The sequence below is a fragment of the Pseudomonas sp. R4-84 genome (assembly GCF_054130985.1).
Genome location: NZ_CP096390.1, coordinates 1,950,442 through 1,974,294, shown reverse-complemented (window position 1 = coordinate 1,974,294; position 23,853 = coordinate 1,950,442). Strand labels below are relative to the sequence as shown.

The following is a 23,853-nucleotide window of genomic DNA, read 5'->3' as shown; positions in this document are numbered from 1 at the left end:
GTCATTCGAGGTCCGACCCCATGGGCACTGTCAGCCTTGAAACAAAGAAGGCCTACGCGGCCAGGACTCGTAGGTCCAACTACGCAGCGAGCCTGCGCCTGGAGGGCTTCAAGGTGTCTTTCGAGGACGGCGAACGCAAGCTGCCATCCCGTGAAGACGTGTTGAAGACCTTCACCAAGACCCGAGCCTGATGCCCGACAAATATGGCGTCGGCGAGGACGCCTACTGCTATCCCGGCTCCACGGTGCTGCGCAACAAACTCGATATCCACGACGAACCCACCCTGGGCGAAGCCGAACAACAGCTTTCGGCGATCGCGGCGAGCAGTGTTGAATTCAACCCGCCCCCTTACAGCCTGGCTTACCTTCAGAATATCCATCACGCATTGTTCGCAGACCTGTTCGAATGGGCCGGAAAGCTGCGGACCGTTGGCATGGCCAAGCAGGACACTCGCTTCTGCCAACCGGAATACATGGAGAAGGAAGCCGAAAAGATTTTCGCCCGCATGGCGGCAGCGAATTGGTTCGAAGCAATGGGCCGGGATGAACTCATAGTCGCCGTGGCGGACGCCTATTCCGATATCAACGTCATCCATCCCTTTCGAGAAGGCAACGGCCGCGCCCAACGCATCCTGTTCGAGCACCTCATCATGAATGTCGGGTTCGAAATAAGTTGGTGGGGAATCGAAAAAGACGAATGGATCAGTGCCAATATCGCGGCTTATAACTGCGTGCTCGATCCCATGGAAACCGTTTTCAAGAAGTGTATTGGACAGCCGATACAATCTCGACCATAAGTTACCTGCGCTCTTTGCTTAAGCGATACATTCCGTGCCAGCCAACCCTGCCGAAAGACGATGTATGAACCAGACCGCCTCGTTCCCCCCGAATGAACGAGGCCGAGACTTTGTCGTGGGCGACGTCCACGGGCATTTCAAGCTTCTGGAAAGGGCCTTGGCGAAACTCGAGTTCAATACCGAAGTAGACCGGGTTTTTTCCGTGGGGGACCTCATCGATCGCGGTCCCGACTCAGAGGACGTATTGAATTGGCTTGGGCAACCCTGGTTTCATGCGGTACGCGGCAACCATGAGCAAATGGTTATCGATGGTATCTGCGGCCACGGAGACAGACACAGGCACATCCGCAACGGCGGCGCCTGGCTCTATGAGTTGAGCCCGACCACCCAGGAGCAACTTCTAGCAGCGCTTCAGCAACTTCCGATCATTATCGAAGTTAAGTTATCCGACGATAAAACAGTTGGGATAGTACATGCCCAAGCGCCAGCTGTCGGGCTTGAAAATGAATGGCAGAATGCGAAGGAAGCCATTACCGGAACGCGAGGAAAGCAGTCCGAACGACAAGCCTTGGCGCAAGCCCTTTATGCCCGGGACAAAATCGAACAGCAGGACCCGACTCCAATCAAAGGCATCCACGAAGTTTATGTCGGACATTCATCAGTCCCGCGCGTCACCCGCCTCGGCAATGTTGTCTACATGGATACTGGCTGCTCCTTTTCCGACGGAGCACTGAGCCTCATGGAAATCGGCAGCCAATCGGTTTTCAGCATAGGCATGACGCAGTGAATGGGCGGGCTGCCTAGTCCGGGCTGAATGCATTCGCTGCCGTCCCATACCTGATAAACTGTGCGGCCTCCGCATTTGCCTCCAGATTCCCATGCCTCTTCAAGAAACTTTGCGACAGTCCGTTTCCCGCCGCTTCAGCGTGGCCCCGATGATGGATTGGACCGACGCCCACTGTCGCTTCTTCCTACGCATCCTCTCCAAGCACGCCCTGCTTTACACCGAAATGGTCACCACCGGTGCCTTGCTCAACGGCGACCACGAACGCTTCCTGCGCCACCATGAAACCGAGCATCCCCTGGCCCTGCAACTGGGCGGCAGCGTCCCCGGCGACTTGGCGGCCTGCGCCCGAATGGCCCAGGAACATGGCTACGACGAGGTGAATCTCAACGTCGGCTGCCCAAGCGACCGGGTGCAGAACAACATGATCGGCGCCTGCTTGATGGGGCATCCGGAATTGGTGGCCGATTGCGTGAAAGCGATGCGCGACGCCGTGTCGATTCCGGTGACGGTCAAGCATCGGATCGGAATCAATGGTCGCGACAGTTATGAGCAATTGTGCGAGTTCGTCGGGACCGTGCGTGACGCCGGTTGCAACAGTTTTACCGTGCATGCGCGGATTGCGATCCTGGAGGGGTTGTCGCCGAAGGAGAATCGCGACATTCCGCCATTGCGCTATGACGTGGTGGCCCGATTGAAAGCGGACTTCCCTGAGCTGGAGATCGTACTCAACGGTGGAATCAAGACACTGGAGGCCTGCCACGAACATCTGCAAACGTTCGATGGTGTCATGCTGGGCCGCGAGGCGTACCACAACCCGTATCTGCTGGCCGAAGTGGACCAACAGTTGTTCGGCAGCACTGCGCCGCTCATTACTCGTGCCGAGGCCTTGGCACAGCTGCGGCCTTATATTGCCGATCACTTGGCACAAGGCGGTGCCATGCACCACATCACCCGTCACGTGCTGGGGCTGGGCACTGGGTTCCCGGGCGCGCGGCGGTTCCGGCAGTTGTTGTCGGTGGATATCCACAAGACCAAGGATCCGTTGGCCTTGCTCGATCAGGCGGGCCAGTTGCTGGAAGGGCGTTAACCATCACTTGCTTTGAACCTGCGCGCTGTTTTGGCATCGTATCTACCGGTAGTTGCCCCGGCCTTTCAAACACCCGTTTTCAGGTTGTTGCCGCTGGGGCCATCGATACCTCTTCACGCCCTTGAGTGGCTGCCGGCCCTCGGGTAATGTCAACGGACCCATAGGACAGAGCACGCTCATGACTTCCAAGCTGGAACAACTCAAGCAGTTCACCACCGTCGTGGCCGATACGGGCGACTTCGAAGCCATCGCCCGCATCAAACCCGTCGACGCCACCACCAACCCATCCCTGCTGCTCAAGGCTTCGGCCATCCACGGTTATGCCGAGCTGCTGAACGCTTGCGTGGCGGACTGCAAGGGCGACGTGGGCCTGGCCAGCGACCGCTTTGGTGTTGCGGTGGGCCAGGAAATCCTGAAAGTGATTCCGGGGCGCATTTCCACCGAAGTGGATGCACGCCTTTCGTTCGATACCGAAGCCATGCTCAAGCGCGCGCATCGGCTGGTCGATCTGTACGAAAAGGCCGGCGTTGGCCGTGACCGCGTGCTGATCAAGATCGCTTCGACCTGGGAAGGCATCCGCGCTGCCGAGAAACTGGAACGCGAAGGCATCCAGTGCAACCTGACCCTGCTGTTCTCCTTCGCCCAGGCCGCTGCCTGTGCAGATGCCGGGGTTTTCCTGATCTCGCCGTTCGTGGGCCGTATCTACGATTGGTACAAGAAGGCCAACGGCAACGACTACACCGGCGCCGATGATCCGGGCGTGCAGTCCGTGACGCGCATCTATAACTATTACAAGGCCAATGACTACAAGACCGTGGTTATGGGCGCGAGCTTCCGCAACCTCAACCAGATCGAGCAATTGGCCGGTTGCGATCGCTTGACTGTCAGCCCTGAGCTGCTGGAGAAACTGGCCGCCGACGAAGGCAAGCTGGAGCGCAAACTGGCACCTGGGCAAGCTGGAGAAGCTCGCCTGAGCCTCAATGAGCCCCAGTTCCGCTGGTTGTCCAACGAAGACGCCATGGCGACCGAGAAACTGGCTGAAGGCATCCGTCAGTTCGCTCGTGACCAGGAGAAGCTGGAAGCGTTGCTGCAAGCCAAGCTTTGAGCTGATTCGCAAGGCATGCAAAAGGGCGAACCTTGATGGGTTCGCCCTTTTTTATGCGGCTCGGCCTGAGAAATCTGGCGTCTGACCAGGCCATTCGCAAGCAGGCTCGCGAAAGCGTCAGTCCGGCCTACGCAGGCTCAAGAATCAAGGCCGCTCCAGCGCATTCACCAAGTCATGGAACGCTTCGCGATTGGAGTCGTTCAGCCCCATGAGGATCTTGTGGGCTTCGAGTACCTTGATCCGCACTTCTTCCTCGGATTGGTCCTGGTCAGGCAGGTCGTCCAGGCAATCGGGGCATGGCACCGGATCGCCGACGATGTTGAACACCTGGTCGAAACCCATCGATTGCAGAAGACGGGTGATGTCGTTGTGGGTAGTGACGACAGTCGGCAGCAGGCCGACTTTCTGCCGCGACAGGATCGACAGCTTGGCCAGTAGGCCCAGCGTAGTGCTGTCGATGCTGCGGGTTTCGGTCAGGTCGATCACGATGGCGCTGAAATTCAGCGCGGTGAAGATCTTTTCTATTGTCGCATCCAGCGCCGAACACAAGGTCAGGCGCACCTCACCGACAAACTTCAGGACAAAAGTGCCGTCCTGCTCGGCGAACTGGATTCTACCGGTACTCATCAAAGGTTCCTGCTCAACACTAACAGGGCGATATCATCCGGCATCTCCCCTAGCGTGGCTAATCCAAACACTTGCCGCAGGCCTTCCAGGCTGCCGCCCGCTGCACTCACCCGCTCGGGCAAGGCCGCTTCTTTCTCTTTGAGTGTAGGCTCTGACAAAAGGTCCAGAATGCCATCAGACATCAGCGTCAGGCTGAATGTCGGTGGCAGCTCCAATACGTGGTCCTCATAGGTCGCCTCGTTGAACAGGCCTACCGGCAAACCACGCCCTTCCAGGTAACGAACACTGTCTGGTGTATACAACACAGGCAACGGCAGGTGACCGCCGATGCTATAGGTCAACAAACCAGTCTCCTCGTCGATGACTCCACCGACCATCGTGACGTGCTTGCCCAGCTTACAACTGATCAGGCCCCGGTTGATATGCCCAAGGACCTCAGAAGGCTTGAATTCCGGCAATGTACCGTTGCGCTTGGATTCGAACAGCAGGCGCGTGGTCATGAACTTCAGCAACACCGTGACGAACGCCGACGAAGCACCGTGCCCGGAAACGTCCGCCAGGTAGAACGCCACGCGACGCTCATCTACACGAAAATAATCGACGAAGTCCCCCGACAGGTACAACGACGGGATGATCTGATGGGCAAAACGGAAACCATCGACCGTCCAGGGGCTCACCGGCAGCATGTTCATTTGCACCTGGCGCCCGGCGTTCTGGTCCTCTTGCAACAGGTTCAGGCTGGCTTCGAGCTCGCGATTGGCGGTCTCCAGCTTTTCCCTGTAGCGCTGGTTCTCCACCAGCAGTCGCGAGCGATCCAGGGCTCGGCGCACCGAGTGCTCAAGCACCGCGAGGTCTTCTAGGGGCTTGATCAGGTAGTCCGCCGCGCCCAGGCGCAACGCCTCGACCGCGTCGTTCATCACACCCGCGCCCGAAACGACGATGACCGGGGTCTGCGACGACAGCTCGGTGACCTGGCGAATGAGTTCGAGTCCGCCCATCTGCGGCATGCGCAGGTCGCAGATGACCAGGTCGGGCTTCTCCTGCTCGAATACCTGAAGACCCTGTTGGCCGTTACTGGCCTGCAAGACGCTGAAACCACTGTCTTCCAAGTAGGCCGCGAGACTGGCTCGCACCACTTCGTCATCATCGATTATCAGCAGCGTGGCACTGGTTTTTGGCATGTGGGCAAACGGCGCCAGAATTAGGTTGGCGTAGCGGGCTTGGCGTTGGGCCTGCGCGCACTACTGGATTCGCTTTCTAGCCTCTCTGCCGTACCGGCTTCAGGCCTTCGCCCTACACACGGTTACACCAGAGGTGCCCTTCTAAGGCGCAGACGGTACTCCCATCCGCGGGGCGTTTCAAGCTCATGCGAATCGTCGCTTGCCGTCTTTATTTGTCAAAGCACGGAGAGTTATAAGAACCGAGCGAAGCGTAACTCAATGGAAGGACAAATCTGCGCTTGAACCCTACCAAAGCAAAGAAGGCGGCCATCTGGGCCGCCTCCGCAACTTACAATTGGAAATCAAAAATCATCTTCGACTTGACCATCCTTGACCTTGAATTCGCGGTTTTGCAGGAAGGCATTGCGGATGAACACATACTTGTCGCCGCTGACGAGCTTTTCCGCCGAGAGCAGGCTGGCACGGGTGTCGACGATGTTCAGGCCCCAGATCGAATTGCGGACCGAGACATTATCGATATAAGGGTAAGGGGTGGCGTAGCTGTCGACCCACTTGGCCGGCGCGTCACGCAGGGTACTCGGCCCCAGCAGCGGCAGCATCAGGTACGGTCCGCTGCCCAGCCCCCAATACCCGAGGGTCTGGCCGAAATCTTCGTCGTTACGTTGCAGGCCCATCTTGGTGCCCACGTCGAAAAACCCCAGGAGACCGAACGTGGTATTGAAAATCAAACGGGCTGTGTCGACTCCCGCAGCGGCCGGTTTGGCTTGCAACAGGTCGTTGGCCAGGTTGCCCACGTCACCGATGTTGCGAAACATGTTGTGGATGCCGTCTTCGAGGAATCGCGGCGTCACGTACTGATAACCCTGGGCCAGCGGTTTGAGCGCATAAGTATCAATGGTGTCGTTGAAGGTGAAGATTGGACGGTTGATGCTTTCCCATGGATCTTCTTCCGTGGCGGCCTGGGCGGCAAACGGTACCAGCAGGATACTGGCAGATAGACACAGCTGAGCTAGACGATGGCTCCAGCGCATAGGGAAAACTCCTTGGATTATTCAGGCAAGGGCGCCGAGCCCAGGCGGTAAGGCCGCTAGTATAAGACGGAAAACGTGGATAGGCAGCACTGAAGCAAGAAGCTCGCTGTAGGAATATTCCACAACTAACTCGCATCATGGTGCTGTCACCGGACTGTCATCCGCGCTCGCTAGGCTGCTGGTTATTTCAAGGACGTTCCCATGCCGCGCGCCGAAGCACTGCCCCTCCCTGCTCCCAGCCTTACCGCCGTACTGTTTGGCCTGAGTGGATGCCTGGTGGATTTCGGCGCGCGCGTACGCCAGCCAGGCACCCAGCCATCGGATCATGCCCATCCGACCCCAGGCGCGCTGGAAAGCCTGCAACGCTTGCAGCATCTGGATATCCCCTGCGCCTGGCTCGACGACCTGCCCCCCGCCGTCAGCCATGGCCTGGCGACTTCGTTGCCTGCGTCCATCAAGGCGCCGCAACTTCCCGCAACAAATCAACCTTGGCCGGCGCCGCATGCCTGCTGGCAAGCCCTCATGGCGCTGAACGTCCAACAATTGGACGGCTGCGTGTTGGTCAGTGGCGAACCCAAGTTGTTGCAGTCCGGGCTCAACGCCGGGTTGTGGACCATTGGACTGGCGTCCTGCGGCTCATTGTGCGGGCTGTCCCCTTCCGAATGGCAAGCCCTGAGCCAGCAGGAACGGGAAATCAAACGGGCCAAGGCCACGGTGCAGCTCTTCAGCCTCGGCGTGCATTCGGTGATCGACCACCTGGGCGAACTGGACACTTGCCTGACCGACATCAGCCTGCGCAGACAAAAAGGCGAGAAGCCCTGAGTCGGATCATGCAGGGTGCGTGAGTGTGGATTACTCTTAAGGCAGGCCAAGGACCTTTGACGCAGCGTCGCGGTCCATGTCTGTGCCTATCAATAAAGGGAGTACGCCAATGCCTGCCAGCCGGGAATTGCAAGAACAACTCGATACCTTGCGCGAGCAATTGGAACAGGACCCGCCGCTGTCTGAGCCAGATCGCGAACATCTGCACAAGTTGATGGCAGAGATCGAATCTCAGATCGAATTGGAAAACCAGCTTCAGGACAACAACCTGGTCGACGGCGTAAACCTGGCCGTAGAGCGTTTTGAAGTGGAGCACCCAACGATCGCCGGAACACTGCGCAATATCGTCATTACCTTGGGCGGCATGGGGATCTAAACCCTTGAAACGCAGAAAGCCCTGCTATCGCCAGCAGGGCTTTTTAATGTTTACGAATTGAAATGCAATCCCACAATCAAGATGTCATTGGCGGACCAGCCGATGGTTCGGCAATTGCACCTCGTCGGTGCTGCGATACGGATTGATGTCCAGCCCACCACGCCGCACATACCGCGCATACACCGTCAGTTTCTCCGGCTTGAGCAAGCGCTGCAGGTCGAGGAAGATCCGCTCCACGCACTGCTCATGGAAATCCGAGTGCTGGCGAAAGCTAACGATGTAGGCCAACAAGCTCGCATGATCCAACGCAGCGCCGCGATACTCCACCGCTACGCTGCCCCAATCCGGCTGGCTCGTCACCGGGCAGTTGGACTTGAGCAAATGGCTGTGCAGGCTTTCCTCGACGATGCGCGAGTCATCGCAACGCAACAGTTCCGGGCGCGGGTGCTCATAGGAATCGACGCTGATGTCCAATTCGTCGATGCACGCACCGGGCAGCGCCACGATGCCTTCGTTTTCCACATCCTTGAGACTGCGGACCCGCACACCCACTGGCTTGCCGGCAGCCGCCGAAAGGTCCTGGCGCAAGGTCGCTTCCAGGCTCGCGGTGTCGGTGAATGGGGTCTGGTTCAACGAGTTCAAGTAAAGCTTGAAGGATTTGGACTCGATAATGTTCGGCGAATCCGCCGCGATGGCGAACTCGCCGATGGCCACCACCGGCTTGCCGGAAGGCAACAGCCAGGACAATTCGAAACAGTTCCAGAAATCCACGCCTTTGTACGGCAGGGTCTCGGCCGTCAGGCCCAGCTCCGCCCACTTCGCGGCGCGCGGAATCGGGAACAGCAATGACGGCGTGTACGTGGCGATGTATTCGCTGGATTTGCCCAGCGGCGAATGTTCGGCTGCGGGATGCATGACGGAAACCTGACTGAAGAATCAGCGGATTCTACCAGTCTTTGCCGCAGCCTTTGAGTGCTTACTGACTGACTGTCAGCTCGCCCCTCATGCCAGCCTGGTAGTGGCCGGGAACATTACAGGCGAATTCCAGGCGCGTGGCCTTGCTGAAGGTCCAGGTCAGCTCGGCGGTCTTGCCCGGCTCCACCAGCACGCTGTTGGGGTCATCGTGGCGCATCTTCGCCTCGCCGTGGCCCATGGCGGCATGATCCAACCCCGGCTTCATCGTGGTCGGCATCAATCCAGACGCTGCTTATCATTTGGATGAGTGAAATTTTGGGGCTGCGGCGCAGCCCAGCGCGAGCAAGCCCCCTCGCCACGAAAGCCGGTCCAGCCTCAGGAATACCGCAACGCCTGCGCCGGTTCGATCTTCGCCGCGCGCCACGCCGGGTACACGGTGGCGAGGAAGCTGAGGATGAACCCGGCAGAACAGATCAGCACCACGTCGCCACGCTGAAGCTCAGACGGCAGGTTGCTGACGAAATACACATCGGAACTGAAGATGTGCTGACCGCTGACCCGCTCCAGCCAACCCACCAACTCACTGACGTTCAACGCGGCGATCACGCCCAGCACGCCGCCAATGAGCGTGCCGACGATGCCGATCACCGTTCCCTGGACCATGAAGATCGCCATGATCTGCCGCGGCGTGGCGCCGATGGTGCGCAGGATGGCGATGTCGGCGCCTTTATCGTTCACCACCATGATCAACGTGGCGATGATGTTGAACGCCGCCACCGCGACGATCATCAGCAACAGCAAGCCAATCATGGTCTTTTCCATTTTCATGGCGCTGAACAGGCTGCCCTGGGTGTGAGTCCAGTCGTCGGCCTTGTAGCTGGCGCCAAGACCGGTGGCGATATCACCCGAGACTTTCGGCGCCGCGTACAAGTCCTTCACCGCCAGGCGCACGCTTTGCACCTGGTTCGGCTGCCAGTGCTGCATCTGCGCGGCGTCAGCCAGGTGGATCAGCGCCATGGAGCCGTCCAGCTCGGCGCCGACCTTGAACACGCCGACCACATTCAGCCGCTGCATCCGTGGCGTGATGCCGCCAGGCGCGGTGCTGACTTCCGGCACGATCAGGGTCAGTTTATCGCCCAGGTTCAGGCGGAAGCGCCGGGCAGTGATCTCGCCGATCACCACGCCAAACTCCCCCGGTTTCAGGGCGTCGAGACGGCCCTGGACGATGTGCTGGGCGACGATGGAAACCTTGCCTTCCTGGGCCGGGTCCACGCCGCTGATCTGGATCGGCTGCATCGAACCTTTATGGCTCAGCATGCCTTCCATCTCGGTGAACGGAACGGCCGCGAGGACTTCAGGATTTTTCAATGCGGCGGCGGCCACTGGCTGCCAGTCATCGATCGGGTTAACGCCAACGATGGTGGCGTGCGGAACCATGCCGAGGATGCGCGAACTCATTTCGCGCTGGAAGCCATTCATCACCGACAACACGACGATCATCGCCAGTACGCCAAGGGCGAGGCCGATCATCGATGTCATGGAAATGAACGAGACAAAACGATTGCGGCGCTTGGCGCGGGTATAGCGCGTGCCGATGAAAATCGATAACGGTCTGAACATTCGTTGGGCACCGTATGAAAATAAAAGACCCGGCGCTTGCGGCAAGCGCCGGGTTTCGGTCGATCAGATGGGCGTCAGGCAACCTTCCTGCAAGTGCAGGACGCGGTCCATCTGGCGGGCCAGGTTCATATCATGGGTCACCACCAGGAACGCCGTGCGCATCGAGGTGCTGAGCTCCAGCATCAAGTCCTGGATGCCCTGGGCGGTGTGGGAATCGAGGTTGCCGGTCGGCTCGTCGAGCATCACCAGGCCGGGCTTGTTGACCAGGGCGCGGGCAATCGCCACGCGCTGGCGCTCGCCACCGGACAGTTCGGCCGGCTTGTGCTCCAAGCGATGCCCCAGCCCTACCCGCTCCAACAGTGCAGTGGCGCGCTGACGGGCCTCGGGAATCGCCGTGCGACCGATCAACAGCGGCATGCAGACGTTTTCCAGGGCCGTGAACTCGGGCAGCAGATGGTGGAACTGATAGACGAAACCCAGGGAACGGTTACGCAACAGGCCGCGGGCTTTCTCATTCAATGCCGAGAGTTCTTCGCCCGCCAGCCAGACACTGCCGGCGGTGGGCGTATCGAGGCCACCGAGCAGGTTCAGCAAGGTGCTTTTGCCCGAGCCGGAAGTTCCGACGATCGCCACGCGCTCGCCGGGATGCAGCTCCAGCTGCAGGCCCGACAACACCACCACCGACTCCGGGCCTTCCTCGTAGGATTTGCCCAGGTCGCGGCAACTCAAGATTGCTTTTTCACTCATGCCCGACTCACTCATAACGTAACGCCTCCGCAGGCTGGGTGCGCGCGGCACGCCAGGCTGGATACAGGGTGGCGAGGAAACTCAGGATCAACGCGGCGCCGCAGACCATCAACACGTCATCGGCCTGCAATTGCGAAGGCAAGTAATCGATGAAGTACACGTCGGCGTTGAGAAACTTGTGCCCGATCAGGGTTTCGAGACCGGCAATCGCGGCGCTGACATTCAGCGCGGCGAACATTCCGACCAGGGCCCCGACGAACGTACCGATAACGCCGATGACGGTGCCCTGGACCATGAAGATGCGCATGATCTGCCCCGGCGTGGCGCCGAGGGTACGCAGGATGGCGATATCGCCCTTCTTGTCGTTCACCACCATCACCAGCGTCGAGATGATGTTGAACGCCGCCACGGCGACAATCAGCAACAGCAGCAGGCCGATCATGGCTTTTTCCATGCGGATCGCCTGGTACAGGTTGCCGTGTGTGCGGGTCCAGTCGCGGGCGTAGTAACGGTCTTCGCCGAGTTGCTGGGCAATGTTCCAGGCAACACGTGGCGCCTGGAACAGGTCATCGAACTTCAATCGCAGGCCTTGGACCTGGTCCGGTTTCCAGCGATGCAGGCGGGCGAGATCCTGGAGATTGGTCACGCCCAGGTAGCCGTCCAGCTCGCCGGCGCCGACATGGAAGATTCCGACCACGGTAAAGCGTTTCATGCGCGGGAACATGCCGCCCGGGGTGACGGTGACTTCCGGCGCGACGAAGGTCAGCTTGTCGCCGATGGCCACGCCGAGCTTGGCCGCGGCTTTGTCGCCGATCACGATGCCGAAGCTGCCTGGCGCCAGGTCGTCGAGTTTGCCCTGCTTCATGAAGTTGTCGATGATCGACACCTGCCGCTCCAGCCCGGGGTCGATGCCGTTGAGCAAGACCTTGGAAACCTTGCCGTCGTTGGTCAGCAGCCCCTGCATCTGGGTGAAAGGCGCCACGGCCAGCACCTGCGGGTTCCGCTTGACGTTGGCGGCCAGGCTCGGCCAATCGCTGATGGCTTCGCCGGTTTCGAGGGTCGCGTGAGGCACCATGCCCAGCACGCGGGTGCGCATTTCATGATCGAAGCCGTTCATCACCGACAACACGACGATCATCACGACCACGCCAAGGGCCAGCCCGATGATGGACGTCAGGGAAATGAACGATACGAAATGATTGCGACGCTTTGCACGGGTATAACGCGTGCCGATGAATACGAAGAGAGGTCTGAACATGTCGGGGCTTGTTCGGAGGGAAAAGGAACGTCCTTGTGGCGGGGGTCACAAACCAGCTTTACACTCAGACCACCGCCGCTACCATGGGTTCGCCATGTCGACATTAGATGAAGAAGATCGCCGCGAATACTACCGTATCGAGGACACGATCGCACTGGAAATTCGGCCCCTGTCCGTTCCTGAAGCCGCCAGCCAGGAAGTGTTGCAGGATGAGTCCCCATTGTTCAATCTGCTCAGCGAATTGCACCTGAGCGAATTCGAGTCACAGCACCTGTTGCGCCAGATCAGCGAGCGCGAACGCAGCATCGCCGCCTACCTGAAGGCCATGAACAAACGCATCGACTTGCTCAGCCAGGTCATCGCGGTGACCGTGCTTGGCGAAATCGGCGAACCACAGCCTGTGATCATCTCCGAAGGCGGCATTGATTTCCAATACCCCTCCCCCGTTGCGGTCGGCGCGCACCTGTCGATCAAGCTGGTGCTGATGCCCCAGGCCCTGGGCCTGTTGCTCCGAGCCCGCGTCACGCATTGCGATCCCAAGGGCGATGGCTACGACGTGGGAACAGAGTTTGAACACCCGACCGACGCCCAGCGCCAATTGCTGGCCCGCTACATCCTGCAAAAACAGGCGCAAGAACGGCGCCTGGCGCGGGAACTGAACGAATCTGGCATCAATAAGGAAGAACCGTGACCCTAATCTATGGCCACCGCGGCGCCAAGGGCGAAGCACCGGAAAATACCCTCACCGGGTTCCAGGAATGCCTCAAGCACGGCGTGCGCCGTTGCGAGCTGGACTTGCACCTGTCCATGGACGGCGAGTTGATGGTGATCCACGACCCGACCCTCAAGCGCACCACCGATCGCCGGGGCAAGGTCGTCGAACACACCGCCGCCGAACTGGTGACCTACGATGCGCGCAAAGGTGGCCCAGGCTGGATCAAGCCGTGCCCGATTCCTCGGCTGGAAGAGCTGTTCGAGCAATGCGATTTCGAGCACTGGCAACTTGAAGTGAAAAGCGCGTCACGCACCCGCGCCGCCGCAACCGTGCTGGGCATTCGCGAGATGGCCCAACGCTTCGGGCTGCTGGATAAGATCACCATCACCTCCAGTTCCCGGGAAGTGCTCAAGGCGGCCCTGGACCTGACCCCGGACATTTCCCGCGGACTGGTGGCCGAATACGCCTGGCTCGACCCGTTGAAGGTCGCCCAGAGTTATGGCTGCGAGATTCTGGCGCTGAACTGGACCCTGTGCACGCCGGAACGCCTTATCAAGGCGCAGCGCCAGGGGCTGCATGTGTCGGTGTGGACGGTCAACGAGCCCGCGCTCATGCGCAGGCTCGCCGACTTTGGCGCTGACAGCCTGATTACAGACTTTCCCGGTTTGGCCACTGCCACCCTCGAGAATTGCTGAAATCGGTCTCCCCGGCCGGCTCAGGCCACCGGCCGGAGCCGCTCAAAAAAGCCGGTTGAGCCCGTCATAGGCGGCTACCCGATAGGCTTCAGCCATGGTCGGGTAGTTGAACGTGGTGTTCACGAAGTATTTCAACGTGTTCAGTTCGCCCGGCTGGTTCATGATCGCCTGGCCGATGTGAACGATCTCCGACGCCTGATAGCCGAAGCAGTGCACACCGAGCACTTCCAGCGTCTCGCGATGGAAGAGGATCTTCAGCATGCCTTGCGGCTCGCCGGCGATCTGTGCCCGCGCCATGCTCTTGAAAAAGGCCTTGCCCACTTCATAAGGCACCTTGGCCTGGGTCAGTTCCTGCTCGTTCTTGCCGATCGAGCTGATCTCTGGAATGGTGTAGATGCCAGTCGGTACATCGTTGACGAAGCGCCAGCTGCCGTTGTCGACAATACTGCCGGCGGCCGAACGGCCCTGGTCGTGGGCGGCACTGGCCAGGCTCGGCCATCCGATCACATCACCGGCACCGTAGATATTCGGTACGCAGGTGCGGTAGTTCTCGTCGACCTCGATCTGGCCACGGCTGTTGACCTTTACGCCAATGTTCTCCAGGCCCAGGGTGTCCGTGTTGCCGGTACGGCCGTTGCACCAGAGCAAGGCGTCGGCCTTGATCTTCTTGCCAGACTTGAGGTGCAGGATCACACCGTTGTCGACGCCTTCCACGCGGTCGTATTCCTCGTTGTGGCGCACGGTAATGTTGTTGTTGCTGAAGTGGTAGCTCAAGGCCTGGGAGATTTCCGAGTCAAGGAAGCTCAGCAACTGGCCGCGGTTGTCCACCAGCTCCACCAGCACGCCCAGGCCGCTGAAGATCGAGGCGTATTCGCAACCGATCACCCCGGCGCCGTAGACGATGAGCTTACGTGGGGTGTGACCCAGGCTCAGGATAGTGTCGCTATCGTAGATACGTGCGTGGTTGAAATCGATATCAGCCGGACGATATGGGCGCGAACCGGTGGCGATGATGATGTGCTTGGCCACCAGCTTCTCGACCACGCCATTGCCACAAACTACTTCGACAGTCTGCTCGTCGGCGAAGCTGCCAGTGCCGAAGAACACATCGACACGGTTGCGAGCGTAGTAGCCGGTACGCGAGGCCACTTGCTTGGAGATCACCTTCTCGGCGCTCTTGAGCACGTCCGGAAAGGAGAACCAGCGCGGCTCGCCGATGGCCCGGAACATCGGGTTGGTGTTGAACTGCATGATCTGCCGGACCGAGTGACGCAAGGCCTTGGACGGGATGGTGCCCAAGTGGGTGCAGTTGCCGCCGACCTGCCGACGGCTGTCGACCATCGCCACTTTGCGCCCTGCCTTGGCAGCGTTCATTGCCGCGCCTTCCCCAGCAGGGCCGGAACCCAGTACTACCACGTCGTAGTTGTAGACAGCCATGCGTACTCCTCAGAACAGGCCGCGATGCCACGCTTGGCACCGACGGCTAAATCATGCCGACCGGCGGCATGAAGGAACAATTTGGGGCCGGTTCACGCGCCCGGCCACAGTCTATAGAAGCGTCAACGCCGCGCACATTACCCCTTGGTCGCGTCGTAGGCTAGGGGGCGTTCTCAATTAGTTTCCCCACCGCGTTGTGGGTAAATTAATTGAGAATGCCCCCTTTGCCTGCGCTATTTCGCCACGGGAGCCTTTCAGCACCCTGTCATTGCATGACACTGATCTCAAGTACGCTTGGATCATGTGGCGAGGGAGCTTGCTCCCGCTGGGGTGCGTAGCGCCCCCTCCATTTTTGTGAGCGCTTCGCACTCAAGCGGGAGCAAGCTCCCTCGCCACGGTAATTCCACTTCAATGGTCATTGGTTTTTTCCACGGGTCATCCGTTCAAAGATGTCGTTGGTGCGGCTGACGAAACGCTCCCCATCCCGCAATACGAAAAATACCCCGACGCCATGTTCCTGGGCATAGTCCCAACCTCGTTCAGGACCGAGAATCAGCAACAGCGTCGATAGTCCATCGGCCATCATCGCCGAAGGATGAATCACCGTGACGGACGCCAGGTTGTGTAGGACCGGCGCACCAGTACGCGCATCAAAGGTGTGGGAATAACGCTTGCCGCCCTGCTCGAAGTATTTTCGGTAATCACCTGACGTTGAAATCCCGTAGCCGTTGACCTCGATGACCCGCTCCGCCACTTGCCGGTCGTCCCGTGGTTCTTCCAGAGCGATGCGCCAGGGCGAACCATCCGGCTTGCGCCCGATAGCCTTGAGTTCACCGGTGGCTTCGGCCAGGTAGCTGTCGATGCCCAGGGCCTGAAGCCTGGCGGCGATGCGGTCGACGGCGTAACCGGCCGCGATGCTGTTGAAATCGACTTCCACCGCGGCGTCCTTGCACAGTTGGTCGCGCTCAATGCGCAGATGTCTATGACCTACGCGCTGACGAGTTTCGGCCAGGGCCTCGGCGCTCGGCACCTGTTCTTCCCGGGACTGCGGACCGAACCCCCACAGGTTCAATAAAGGCTCAACCGTCAAATCGAAGGCACCTGCGCTTTGCGAGGAGAGTTGCTCGCCCGCTCGGATCAGCTCGAGAACTGGCTCCGGCATCACTCGGCAACTATCAGCAGGCATCGTATTGAAACGCTCGATGTCCGAGTCGCTGCGATAGGTGGACAACTGTCTATCTACTTCGGCCAGGATCTTTTCCACCTCGCCCTGCACCACTTTCGGACCGGGGGTAGCGACATGCCTGACGTACTGGATGGAATAGCGGCTGCCCATGGTCGGGCCGTCGAAGCGCTCCAAGGTGTCGCCGTTGCCGCAAGCGGATAACACGCCAGCAAGCATCACACCCCCTATCCATCGTCCAGTTAACAAATCTTCATCTCCCGACAAAACCGCGCCAGCCATTATGGGCTACAGACACGCGCAAAAAACCTGTGGGAGCGAGCTTGCTCGCGGCGGCGGGGGCTCATCGAGCAATGCGCTACCTGACACACCGCTATTACGAGCAAGCTCGCTCCCACAGGGGCTGCAGCGTTTTCATACAAGATTTGCCAAAGTGGGTACTTAACCATGTCTTCCAACACGAGCAACGGCAAGGCGATTTTCCGCGTCGTCAGCGGCAACTTCCTCGAGATGTTCGACTTCATGGTCTACGGCTTCTACGCCACGGCCATCGCCAAGACATTTTTCCCAACAGACAGCGCCTTTGCCTCGCTGATGCTGTCCCTGGCCACGTTCGGCGCGGGATTCCTGATGCGTCCGCTGGGCGCGATTTTCCTCGGCGCCTACATCGACCGCCACGGCCGCCGCAAAGGCCTGATCATCACCCTGGCGATGATGGCCGCCGGCACGGTGCTGATCGCCTGCGTTCCGGGCTACGCCACATTGGGCGTGGCGGCACCGTTACTGGTGTTGCTGGGTCGATTGCTGCAAGGCTTTTCCGCTGGCGTGGAGCTGGGTGGGGTGTCGGTGTACCTGGCGGAAATTTCCACGCCAGGGCGCAAGGGCTTTTTCGTCAGTTGGCAGTCCGCCAGCCAACAGGCCGCGGTGGTGTTCGCCGGTCTGCTGGGGGTCGGTCTCAATCATTGGCTGAGCCCCCAGGAGATGGGCGAATGGGGCTGGCGCGTGCCGTTCCTGGTCGGCTGTCTGATCGTACCGGTCATCTTCGTGATTCGCCGCTCCCTGGAGGAGACGGCTGAATTCCAGGCCAGAAAACACCGCCCTACCCTGTCAGAAATTGTCCGCTCCATCGGTCAGAACTTCGGCATCGTATTGGCAGGCATGGCGTTGGTAGTGATGACCACAGTGTCGTTCTACCTGATCACGGCTTACACACCGACCTTCGGCAAGGCCGAATTGAACCTTTCGGACCTGGACGCGCTATTAGTCACCGTGTGCATCGGCTTGTCGAACTTCTTCTGGCTGCCCGTGATGGGCGCGTTTTCCGACAGGATCGGGCGTAAACCCCTACTGCTCGGTGCGACGATCCTGGCGATCCTGACCGCGTACCCAGCACTGTCCTGGCTGGTGGCGAACCCCAGTTTCAGCCATCTGCTGATCGTCGAGTTGTGGCTATCGTTCCTGTATGGATCCTACAACGGCGCAATGGTCGTGGCCTTGACGGAAATCATGCCAGTCGAGGTGCGTACCACTGGTTTTTCCCTGGCCTATAGCCTCGCCACCGCGACCTTCGGCGGATTTACCCCAGCGGCCTGCACCTACCTGATCCACGTGCTCGGCAACAAGGCCGCACCGGGAATCTGGCTCAGCGGCGCGGCGGTGTTGGGGTTGATTGCGACCTTGGTGCTGTTCAAGGGTAACCGGCATGAGCTGCGGACCGCCCAGGCTTCTGCCGTTGGTGGCGCCTGACAAATCTTAGGCAAAAAAACGCCCCGACAAGTCGGGGCGTTTTCACAAGCAGTTAACGCTTAGCGCGGGAATGCAGGCGGATTCACATCAGCCATGTCTTCCATCACACGAACCACCTGGCAGCTGTAACCGAACTCGTTGTCGTACCAGACGTAAAGGACAACACGGTTATCCTGGACGATGGTCGCTTCTGCGTCGACGACACCGGCGTGGCGGGAGCCAACGAAGTCGGTGGACACCACTTCCTGCGAGTTGACGAAGTCGATTTGCTTATGCAGATCGGAGTGCAGCGCCATGTAGCGCAGGTAGTCGTTCATCTCTTCGCGAGTCGCGGCTTTCTCAAGGTTCAGGTTGAGAATGGCCATCGACACGTTCGGCGTCGGCACGCGGATCGCGTTACCGGTCAGCTTGCCGGCCAGCTCAGGCAGGGCCTTGGCTGCAGCAGTGGCGGCACCGGTCTCGGTGATGACCATGTTCAGCGCGGCGCTACGACCACGGCGATCGCCCTTGTGGAAGTTGTCGATCAGGTTCTGGTCGTTGGTGTACGAGTGAACGGTTTCGACGTGACCGTTGATGATGCCGAACTTGTCGTTCACGGCCTTGAGCACCGGCACGATGGCGTTGGTGGTGCAGGACGCGGCGGACACGATCTTGTCGTCAGCGGTGATTTCGTTGTGGTTGATACCGTGAACGATGTTCTTCAGCTTGCCCTTGCCAGGCGCGGTCAGGACAACGCGGTCGATACCCGGGCACGCCAGGTGCTGGCCCAGGCCATCGGCGTCACGCCATACGCCGGTGTTGTCCACCAGCAGCGCGTCCTTGATGCCGTACTGGGTGTAATCCACCTCGGTCGGGTTCTTCGCGTAGATCACCTGGATCAGGTTGCCGTTGGCGGTGATGGTGTTGTTTTCTTCGTCGATGGTAATGGTGCCATTGAACGAACCGTGGACCGAATCGCGACGCAGCAGGCTGGCGCGCTTGGTCAGGTCGTTCTCGGCGCCTTTGCGCACGACGATGGCACGCAGGCGCAGGCCGTCTCCACCACCGGTTTTCTCGATCAGGATGCGCGCCAGCAGACGACCGATACGGCCAAAGCCGTAGAGCACGACGTCAGTGCCTTTGCGCGGCGAAGCGTTCTGTTGACCAACCACATCGGCCATCTCTTCGCGAACGAACTGCTCGGCGCTACGGCCATTGCCTTCGTTACGGAATTTGAACGCCAACTTGCCCAGGTCCACCGAAGCCGCGCCGAGCTTGAGCTCGCTCATGGCCTTGAGCAGGGGGAATGTTTCGTGGACGGAGAGTTCGCTGTCGTCGGAAGAACGGTGGCGAGCAAAGCGGTGGGCCTTGAGGATCGCGATGACAGACTGGTTGATCAGGCTGCGGCCATAGATCGAGCTCACCACATTGTTATTGCGGTAGAGCTGACCGATGAGAGGGATCATCGCTTCTGCGAGTGCTTCACGATCAATCCATTCACCAAGACACTGGTCGGGCTTCTGAGTCACGGTAACCTTCCACATGTAGGGGCTGAAAAAAGGGGCTACATTATGCCGCCGAGTCCTCTGCGGAGCAATGCGCGCCCGTCGCGCCGTGGTTTTGCGTTCTGACAGAGTAGTCCGCGACTGACAGCCGGGCACTTCCCCCGCTACAATTGTCGACTTTGTCGCAACGCTGGAGCTCAACCTTCCGTGCCCGTTCTGCGTCTTCCGCTTCTCCCTGCCGCGGCAGGTAAACAGCACTGGGGCAACCTGCCCGGTGCCGCCCTGAGCCTGGCTATCGCCGAGGCCGCCAGCGCTGCAAAGCGCTTCACCCTGTTGTTGACCGCCGACAGCCAGAGCGCCGAGCGGCTGGAACAGGAGCTGGGTTTCTTCGCCCCGGATTTGCCAGTGCTGCATTTCCCGGATTGGGAAACCCTGCCCTACGACCTTTTTTCGCCGCACCAGGACATCATTTCCCAGCGCATCGCCAGCCTCTACCGGCTGCCGGAGCTCAGTCATGGCGTTTTGGTAGTGCCGATCACCACAGCCCTACATCGCCTCGCACCGACTCAGTTCCTGCTGGGCAGCAGCCTGGTGCTGGACATCGGCCAGAAGCTTGACGTCGAGCAGATGCGCAGCCGGCTCGAGGCCAGTGGCTATCGCTACGTCGATACCGTTTACGAGCACGGTGAGTTCGCGGTCCGTGGCGCCCTGATCGACCTCTTCCCGATGGGCAGCAAATTGCCGTATCGCATCGACCTGTTCGATGACGAAATCGAGACCCTGCGCACTTTCGATCCGGAAAACCAGCGTTCCATCGACAAGGTCCAATCGATCCGCCTGTTGCCCGCCAAGGAATTCCCGCTGCAAAAAGACGCGGTCACCCGGTTCAAGGCGCGTTTTCGCGAGCGTTTCGACGTGGACTTCCGCCGTTGCCCGATCTTCCAGGACCTGAGCAGCGGAATCACGCCGGCCGGCATCGAGTATTACTTGCCGCTGTTCTTCGAAGAAACGTCCACGCTGTTCGATTATCTGCCACAGGACACCCAGGTGTTTTCCCTTCCGGGCATCGAGCAGGCGGCGGAAAACTTCTGGAACGATGTACGTAATCGCTACGAAGAACGTCGCGTCGATCCGTCTCGACCTTTGTTGCCGCCTGCCGAGCTGTTCTTGCCGGTGGAAGACTGCTTCGCCCGCCTCAAGAGTTGGCCCCGTGTGGTGGCGAGCCAGCAGGACGTGGAAACCGGCGCCGGGCGTGAACGCTTCCCTGCCAAGCCTTTGCCGGACCTGGCAATCGAAGCCAAGGCCACGCAACCGCTGGCGGCGCTGGCCGGTTTCCTCGACGGTTTCCCTGGCCGTGTGCTGTTTACCGCCGAGTCCGCGGGCCGCCGCGAAGTGTTGCTGGAGCTGCTCGAACGCCTGAAGTTGCGTCCGAAGACCGTCGACAGCTGGCCTGACTTTGTCGCGGGCAAGGATCGCCTGGCGATCACCATCGCACCGCTTAACGACGGCTTGATCCTTGACGATCCGGCCTTGGCGCTGGTGGCTGAAAGCCCATTGTTCGGCCAGCGTGTCATGCAGCGTCGTCGTCGCGAAAAACGCGCCGACGCAGCCAACGACGCAGTCATCAAGAACCTCACGGAACTACGTGAAGGCGCGCCGGTGGTGCATATCGACCACGGCGTGGGCCGTTACCTGGGCTTGGCGACCCTGGAGATCGAAAACCAGGCCGCCGAATTCCTGACCCTCGAATACGCCGAGGGCGCGAAACTGTACGTGCCGGTGGCCAACCTGCACCTCATCGCCCGCTACACCGGCAGCGACGACGCCTTGGCCCCGCTCCATCGCCTGGGCTCGGAAACCTGGCAGAAAGCCAAGCGCAAGGCCGCCGAACAGGTCCGCGACGTGGCAGCGGAATTGCTGGATATCTATGCTCGCCGGGCCGCACGCGAGGGTTATGCATTCGCAGATCCGAAAGCCGACTATGAAACCTTCAGCGCCGGCTTCCCCTTCGAAGAAACCGTCGACCAGCAGACCACCATCGAAGCCGTGCGCGCCGACATGCTCGCGCCCAAGCCCATGGACCGGCTGGTGTGTGGCGACGTGGGTTTCGGCAAGACCGAAGTGGCGATGCGTGCTGCGTTCATTGCCGTGCATGGCGGCAAGCAGGTGGCGATCCTGGTGCCGACTACCCTGCTCGCCCAACAGCATTACAACAGTTTCCGCGACCGCTTCGCCGATTGGCCGGTGACCGTGGAAGTGATGAGCCGCTTCAAATCCGCCAAGGAAGTAAACGCCGCCGTGGCCGACCTGGCCGAAGGCAAGATCGACATCGTCATCGGCACGCACAAGCTGCTGCAGGACGATGTGAAGATCAAGAACCTCGGGCTGGTGATCATCGATGAAGAGCACCGTTTTGGCGTCCGCCAGAAAGAACAGCTCAAGGCCCTGCGCAGCGAAGTCGACATCCTGACCCTGACCGCCACGCCGATCCCGCGCACATTGAACATGGCCGTTTCAGGCATGCGCGACCTGTCGATCATCGCCACGCCGCCGGCCCGGCGCCTGTCGGTGCGCACATTCGTCATGGAGCAGAACAAGAGCACGGTCAAAGAGGCCTTGCTACGCGAGCTGCTGCGCGGCGGCCAGGTCTATTACCTGCACAACGACGTGAAGACCATCGAGAAATGCGCCGCCGACCTGGCCGAGCTGGTGCCGGAAGCACGCATCGGCATCGGCCACGGACAAATGCGTGAACGCGAGCTCGAACAGGTGATGAGCGACTTCTACCACAAGCGCTTCAACGTGCTGATCGCCTCGACCATCATCGAGACCGGCATCGACGTGCCAAGCGCCAACACGATCATCATCGAGCGCGCCGACAAATTCGGCCTGGCCCAGTTGCACCAATTGCGTGGCCGGGTCGGACGCAGTCACCACCAGGCCTACGCCTACCTGCTGACACCGCCGCGCCAGCAGATCACCCCGGACGCGGAAAAACGCCTGGAAGCCATTGCCAACACCCAGGACCTGGGCGCCGGCTTCGTACTGGCCACCAATGACCTTGAAATCCGTGGCGCTGGCGAGTTGCTTGGCGATGGCCAGAGCGGGCAGATCCAGGCAGTGGGTTTCACCCTGTACATGGAAATGCTTGAACGGGCGGTCAAGTCGATCCGCAAGGGCGAGCAACCGAACCTCGACCAGCCCCTCGGCGGCGGCCCGGAAATCAACCTGCGGGTGCCAGCGCTGATCCCCGAGGATTACCTGCCGGATGTTCATGCACGCCTGATCCTCTACAAACGCATCGCCTCGGCCACCGACGAGGAAGGCCTGAAGGACCTGCAAGTGGAGATGATCGACCGCTTCGGCCTGCTTCCGGAGCCGACCAAGAACCTGGTACGCACAACGCTGCTCAAGCTCAAGGCAGAGCAATTGGGCATCAAGAAAGTCGACGGCGGCCCCAACGGCGGCCGGATCGAGTTCGAGGCGCAGACCCCGGTTGATCCGCTGGTCCTGATCAAGCTGATCCAGGGCCAGCCTAAACGCTACAAATTCGAAGGCGCCACGATGTTCAAGTTCATGGTGCCCATGGAACGCCCGGAAGAGCGCTTCAATACCGTAGAGGCGCTGTTCGAGCGCCTCAATCCGACCACTGCTTGAAGGACGCCCAATGCGCCTGTTTCGCTCCTTGACGTTGTTGATGACGCTGATCGCTCCCCTGGCGGTTGCCGACGACTTGTACCAGGTTGAAATGATTCTAGTCCGCCAGAATGCCGAGCCGGCCATTATCAGCCGCGCCGCGCCGGAGGACTGGGACGCCGGCGCACAACGCCTGGGCGCGGACAGCCAGCGCACGCCGGCGATGGGCAACATCGTCGAGAAACTCAACGCCAGCGGTCAATACACCGTGCTGATGCACAAGGCCTGGCAACAGAACCTGGGCGAACAGGGCAGCAAGATTGCCGTCAGTGATGGCGCCGAGCAGTTCGGCCAGTTTCCCATCGAGGGCACCCTGGAACTGAAACTGGGCCGTTTCACTGACGTAGACGCCGACTTCTGGATCAACCAGATCGACGCCAATGGGCTGGTCACGGCCAGCGAGCGCTTGAAACAACAGAGCCATACCAAGAACGGCCAGCTGAACTTCCTCGATAACGGCCACCTTGGCTTGTTGATCAAGATCACCTCGTTGACTGCGCCTGCGCCTCGGCAGGCACCTGACGTCATTCCAGACTGATCGGCGC

General features: G+C 60.1%; 22 protein-coding genes and 1 pseudogene. 12 read left to right on the top strand and 11 right to left on the bottom strand.

The window, feature by feature from the left end:
- The first annotated feature begins 20 nt into the window (after positions 1-20).
- The 5 genes from M1D68_RS09150 (at position 21) to tal (ending at position 3,775) form a co-directional block, all read left to right on the top strand.
- Entirely contained in the window at positions 21-191 is a 171-nt protein-coding gene (locus M1D68_RS09150) for a YhfG family protein (RefSeq protein ID WP_085987050.1), read from the top strand.
- A complete protein-coding gene (locus M1D68_RS09145) occupies positions 191-796 on the top strand; it encodes a putative adenosine monophosphate-protein transferase Fic (RefSeq protein ID WP_457970075.1) in 606 nt (201 codons plus the stop codon). Before M1D68_RS09150 ends, M1D68_RS09145 begins: the two co-directional genes overlap by 1 nt.
- A 64-nt stretch (positions 797-860) precedes the next feature.
- Positions 861-1,583: a metallophosphoesterase gene (locus tag M1D68_RS09140; protein WP_457970074.1), complete on the top strand. Its 723-nt coding sequence runs from the start codon at positions 861-863 to the stop codon at positions 1,581-1,583.
- A 91-nt stretch (positions 1,584-1,674) separates the two neighbouring features.
- Positions 1,675-2,670: a tRNA dihydrouridine(20/20a) synthase DusA gene (gene dusA / locus M1D68_RS09135; RefSeq protein WP_434650538.1), complete on the top strand. Its 996-nt coding sequence runs from the start codon at positions 1,675-1,677 to the stop codon at positions 2,668-2,670.
- A gap of 178 nt (positions 2,671-2,848) precedes the next feature.
- On the top strand, positions 2,849-3,775 hold the full coding sequence (gene tal, locus M1D68_RS09130; RefSeq protein ID WP_420764661.1) for a transaldolase: 927 nt from the start codon (positions 2,849-2,851) through the stop codon (positions 3,773-3,775).
- A gap of 144 nt (positions 3,776-3,919) precedes the next feature.
- Here tal and rssC read toward each other — a convergent pair whose 3' ends face one another.
- The 3 genes from rssC to M1D68_RS09115 all read right to left on the bottom strand — a co-directional run bounded on the left by rssC (position 3,920) and on the right by M1D68_RS09115 (position 6,614).
- The gene (gene rssC / locus M1D68_RS09125; protein WP_420764662.1) at positions 3,920-4,402 is read right to left on the bottom strand and encodes an anti-sigma factor antagonist RssC; all 483 of its coding nucleotides are present in this window, start codon (positions 4,400-4,402) and stop codon (positions 3,920-3,922) included.
- Positions 4,402-5,583 (bottom strand): two-component system response regulator RssB, encoded by a 1,182-nt coding sequence (gene rssB, locus M1D68_RS09120; protein ID WP_039589103.1) that lies wholly within the window; start codon positions 5,581-5,583, stop codon positions 4,402-4,404. The genes rssC and rssB overlap by 1 nt, the downstream gene beginning before the upstream one ends.
- A 341-nt stretch (positions 5,584-5,924) precedes the next feature.
- Entirely contained in the window at positions 5,925-6,614 is a 690-nt protein-coding gene (locus tag M1D68_RS09115; protein WP_420764663.1) for an MlaA family lipoprotein, read from the bottom strand.
- A gap of 201 nt (positions 6,615-6,815) precedes the next feature.
- Here M1D68_RS09115 and M1D68_RS09110 point away from each other — a divergent pair, with 201 nt between their 5' ends.
- The gene (locus tag M1D68_RS09110) at positions 6,816-7,436 is read left to right on the top strand and encodes an HAD family phosphatase (protein ID WP_457970071.1); all 621 of its coding nucleotides are present in this window, start codon (positions 6,816-6,818) and stop codon (positions 7,434-7,436) included.
- 109 nt (positions 7,437-7,545) lie between these two features.
- Positions 7,546-7,812: a DUF4404 family protein gene (locus M1D68_RS09105; protein WP_420764665.1), complete on the top strand. Its 267-nt coding sequence runs from the start codon at positions 7,546-7,548 to the stop codon at positions 7,810-7,812.
- Between the two features lie 84 nt (positions 7,813-7,896).
- Here the strand turns inward: M1D68_RS09105 and queF are convergent, their stop codons facing one another.
- The 5 genes and pseudogenes from queF to M1D68_RS09080 all read right to left on the bottom strand — a co-directional run bounded on the left by queF (position 7,897) and on the right by M1D68_RS09080 (position 12,352).
- On the bottom strand, positions 7,897-8,727 hold the full coding sequence (gene queF / locus M1D68_RS09100) for an NADPH-dependent 7-cyano-7-deazaguanine reductase QueF (protein WP_457970069.1): 831 nt from the start codon (positions 8,725-8,727) through the stop codon (positions 7,897-7,899).
- Positions 8,728-8,788: 61 nt separating this feature from the next.
- Positions 8,789-9,007, bottom strand: a pseudogene (locus M1D68_RS09095) (cupredoxin domain-containing protein); the annotation flags it as partial.
- Positions 9,008-9,102: 95 nt separating this feature from the next.
- Complete coding sequence (locus tag M1D68_RS09090; protein ID WP_457970067.1) at positions 9,103-10,347, bottom strand: lipoprotein-releasing ABC transporter permease subunit; 1,245 nt, start codon at positions 10,345-10,347, stop codon at positions 9,103-9,105.
- 63 nt (positions 10,348-10,410) lie between these two features.
- The gene (gene lolD, locus M1D68_RS09085; RefSeq protein WP_434563292.1) at positions 10,411-11,094 is read right to left on the bottom strand and encodes a lipoprotein-releasing ABC transporter ATP-binding protein LolD; all 684 of its coding nucleotides are present in this window, start codon (positions 11,092-11,094) and stop codon (positions 10,411-10,413) included.
- Between the two features lie 7 nt (positions 11,095-11,101).
- Positions 11,102-12,352, bottom strand: coding sequence for a lipoprotein-releasing ABC transporter permease subunit (locus M1D68_RS09080; protein WP_434563290.1), 1,251 nt, complete (start codon positions 12,350-12,352; stop codon positions 11,102-11,104).
- Between the two features lie 94 nt (positions 12,353-12,446).
- Between M1D68_RS09080 and M1D68_RS09075 the strand changes: the two genes are divergently transcribed.
- Together M1D68_RS09075 and M1D68_RS09070 are read left to right on the top strand one after the other, a co-directional pair.
- Positions 12,447-13,043 carry a PilZ domain-containing protein gene (locus M1D68_RS09075; RefSeq protein ID WP_434563288.1) on the top strand — a complete coding sequence of 199 codons (597 nt, stop codon included), beginning with the start codon at positions 12,447-12,449 and terminating at the stop codon, positions 13,041-13,043.
- A complete protein-coding gene (locus tag M1D68_RS09070; RefSeq protein WP_434563286.1) occupies positions 13,040-13,762 on the top strand; it encodes a glycerophosphodiester phosphodiesterase in 723 nt (240 codons plus the stop codon). The genes M1D68_RS09075 and M1D68_RS09070 overlap by 4 nt, the downstream gene beginning before the upstream one ends.
- A 42-nt stretch (positions 13,763-13,804) precedes the next feature.
- Here the strand turns inward: M1D68_RS09070 and sthA are convergent, their stop codons facing one another.
- Both sthA and M1D68_RS09060 read right to left on the bottom strand, forming a co-directional pair.
- The gene (sthA, locus tag M1D68_RS09065; RefSeq protein WP_304553302.1) at positions 13,805-15,199 is read right to left on the bottom strand and encodes a Si-specific NAD(P)(+) transhydrogenase; all 1,395 of its coding nucleotides are present in this window, start codon (positions 15,197-15,199) and stop codon (positions 13,805-13,807) included.
- Positions 15,200-15,614: 415 nt separating this feature from the next.
- The gene (locus tag M1D68_RS09060) at positions 15,615-16,601 is read right to left on the bottom strand and encodes an FAD:protein FMN transferase (protein ID WP_434702043.1); all 987 of its coding nucleotides are present in this window, start codon (positions 16,599-16,601) and stop codon (positions 15,615-15,617) included.
- 228 nt (positions 16,602-16,829) lie between these two features.
- On the opposite strand from M1D68_RS09060, the gene tcuC reads away from it, so the two are divergent.
- Positions 16,830-18,128 carry an MFS transporter gene (tcuC, locus tag M1D68_RS09055; protein WP_420764672.1) on the top strand — a complete coding sequence of 433 codons (1,299 nt, stop codon included), beginning with the start codon at positions 16,830-16,832 and terminating at the stop codon, positions 18,126-18,128.
- A gap of 59 nt (positions 18,129-18,187) precedes the next feature.
- Here the strand turns inward: tcuC and M1D68_RS09050 are convergent, their stop codons facing one another.
- Entirely contained in the window at positions 18,188-19,651 is a 1,464-nt protein-coding gene (locus M1D68_RS09050; protein WP_420764673.1) for a glyceraldehyde-3-phosphate dehydrogenase, read from the bottom strand.
- Between the two features lie 168 nt (positions 19,652-19,819).
- Between M1D68_RS09050 and mfd the strand changes: the two genes are divergently transcribed.
- The gene (gene mfd / locus M1D68_RS09045; protein WP_434563284.1) at positions 19,820-23,269 is read left to right on the top strand and encodes a transcription-repair coupling factor; all 3,450 of its coding nucleotides are present in this window, start codon (positions 19,820-19,822) and stop codon (positions 23,267-23,269) included.
- A gap of 10 nt (positions 23,270-23,279) precedes the next feature.
- Positions 23,280-23,846 (top strand): CsiV family protein, encoded by a 567-nt coding sequence (locus M1D68_RS09040; protein ID WP_420764675.1) that lies wholly within the window; start codon positions 23,280-23,282, stop codon positions 23,844-23,846.
- The last annotated feature ends 7 nt before the right edge of the window (positions 23,847-23,853 follow it).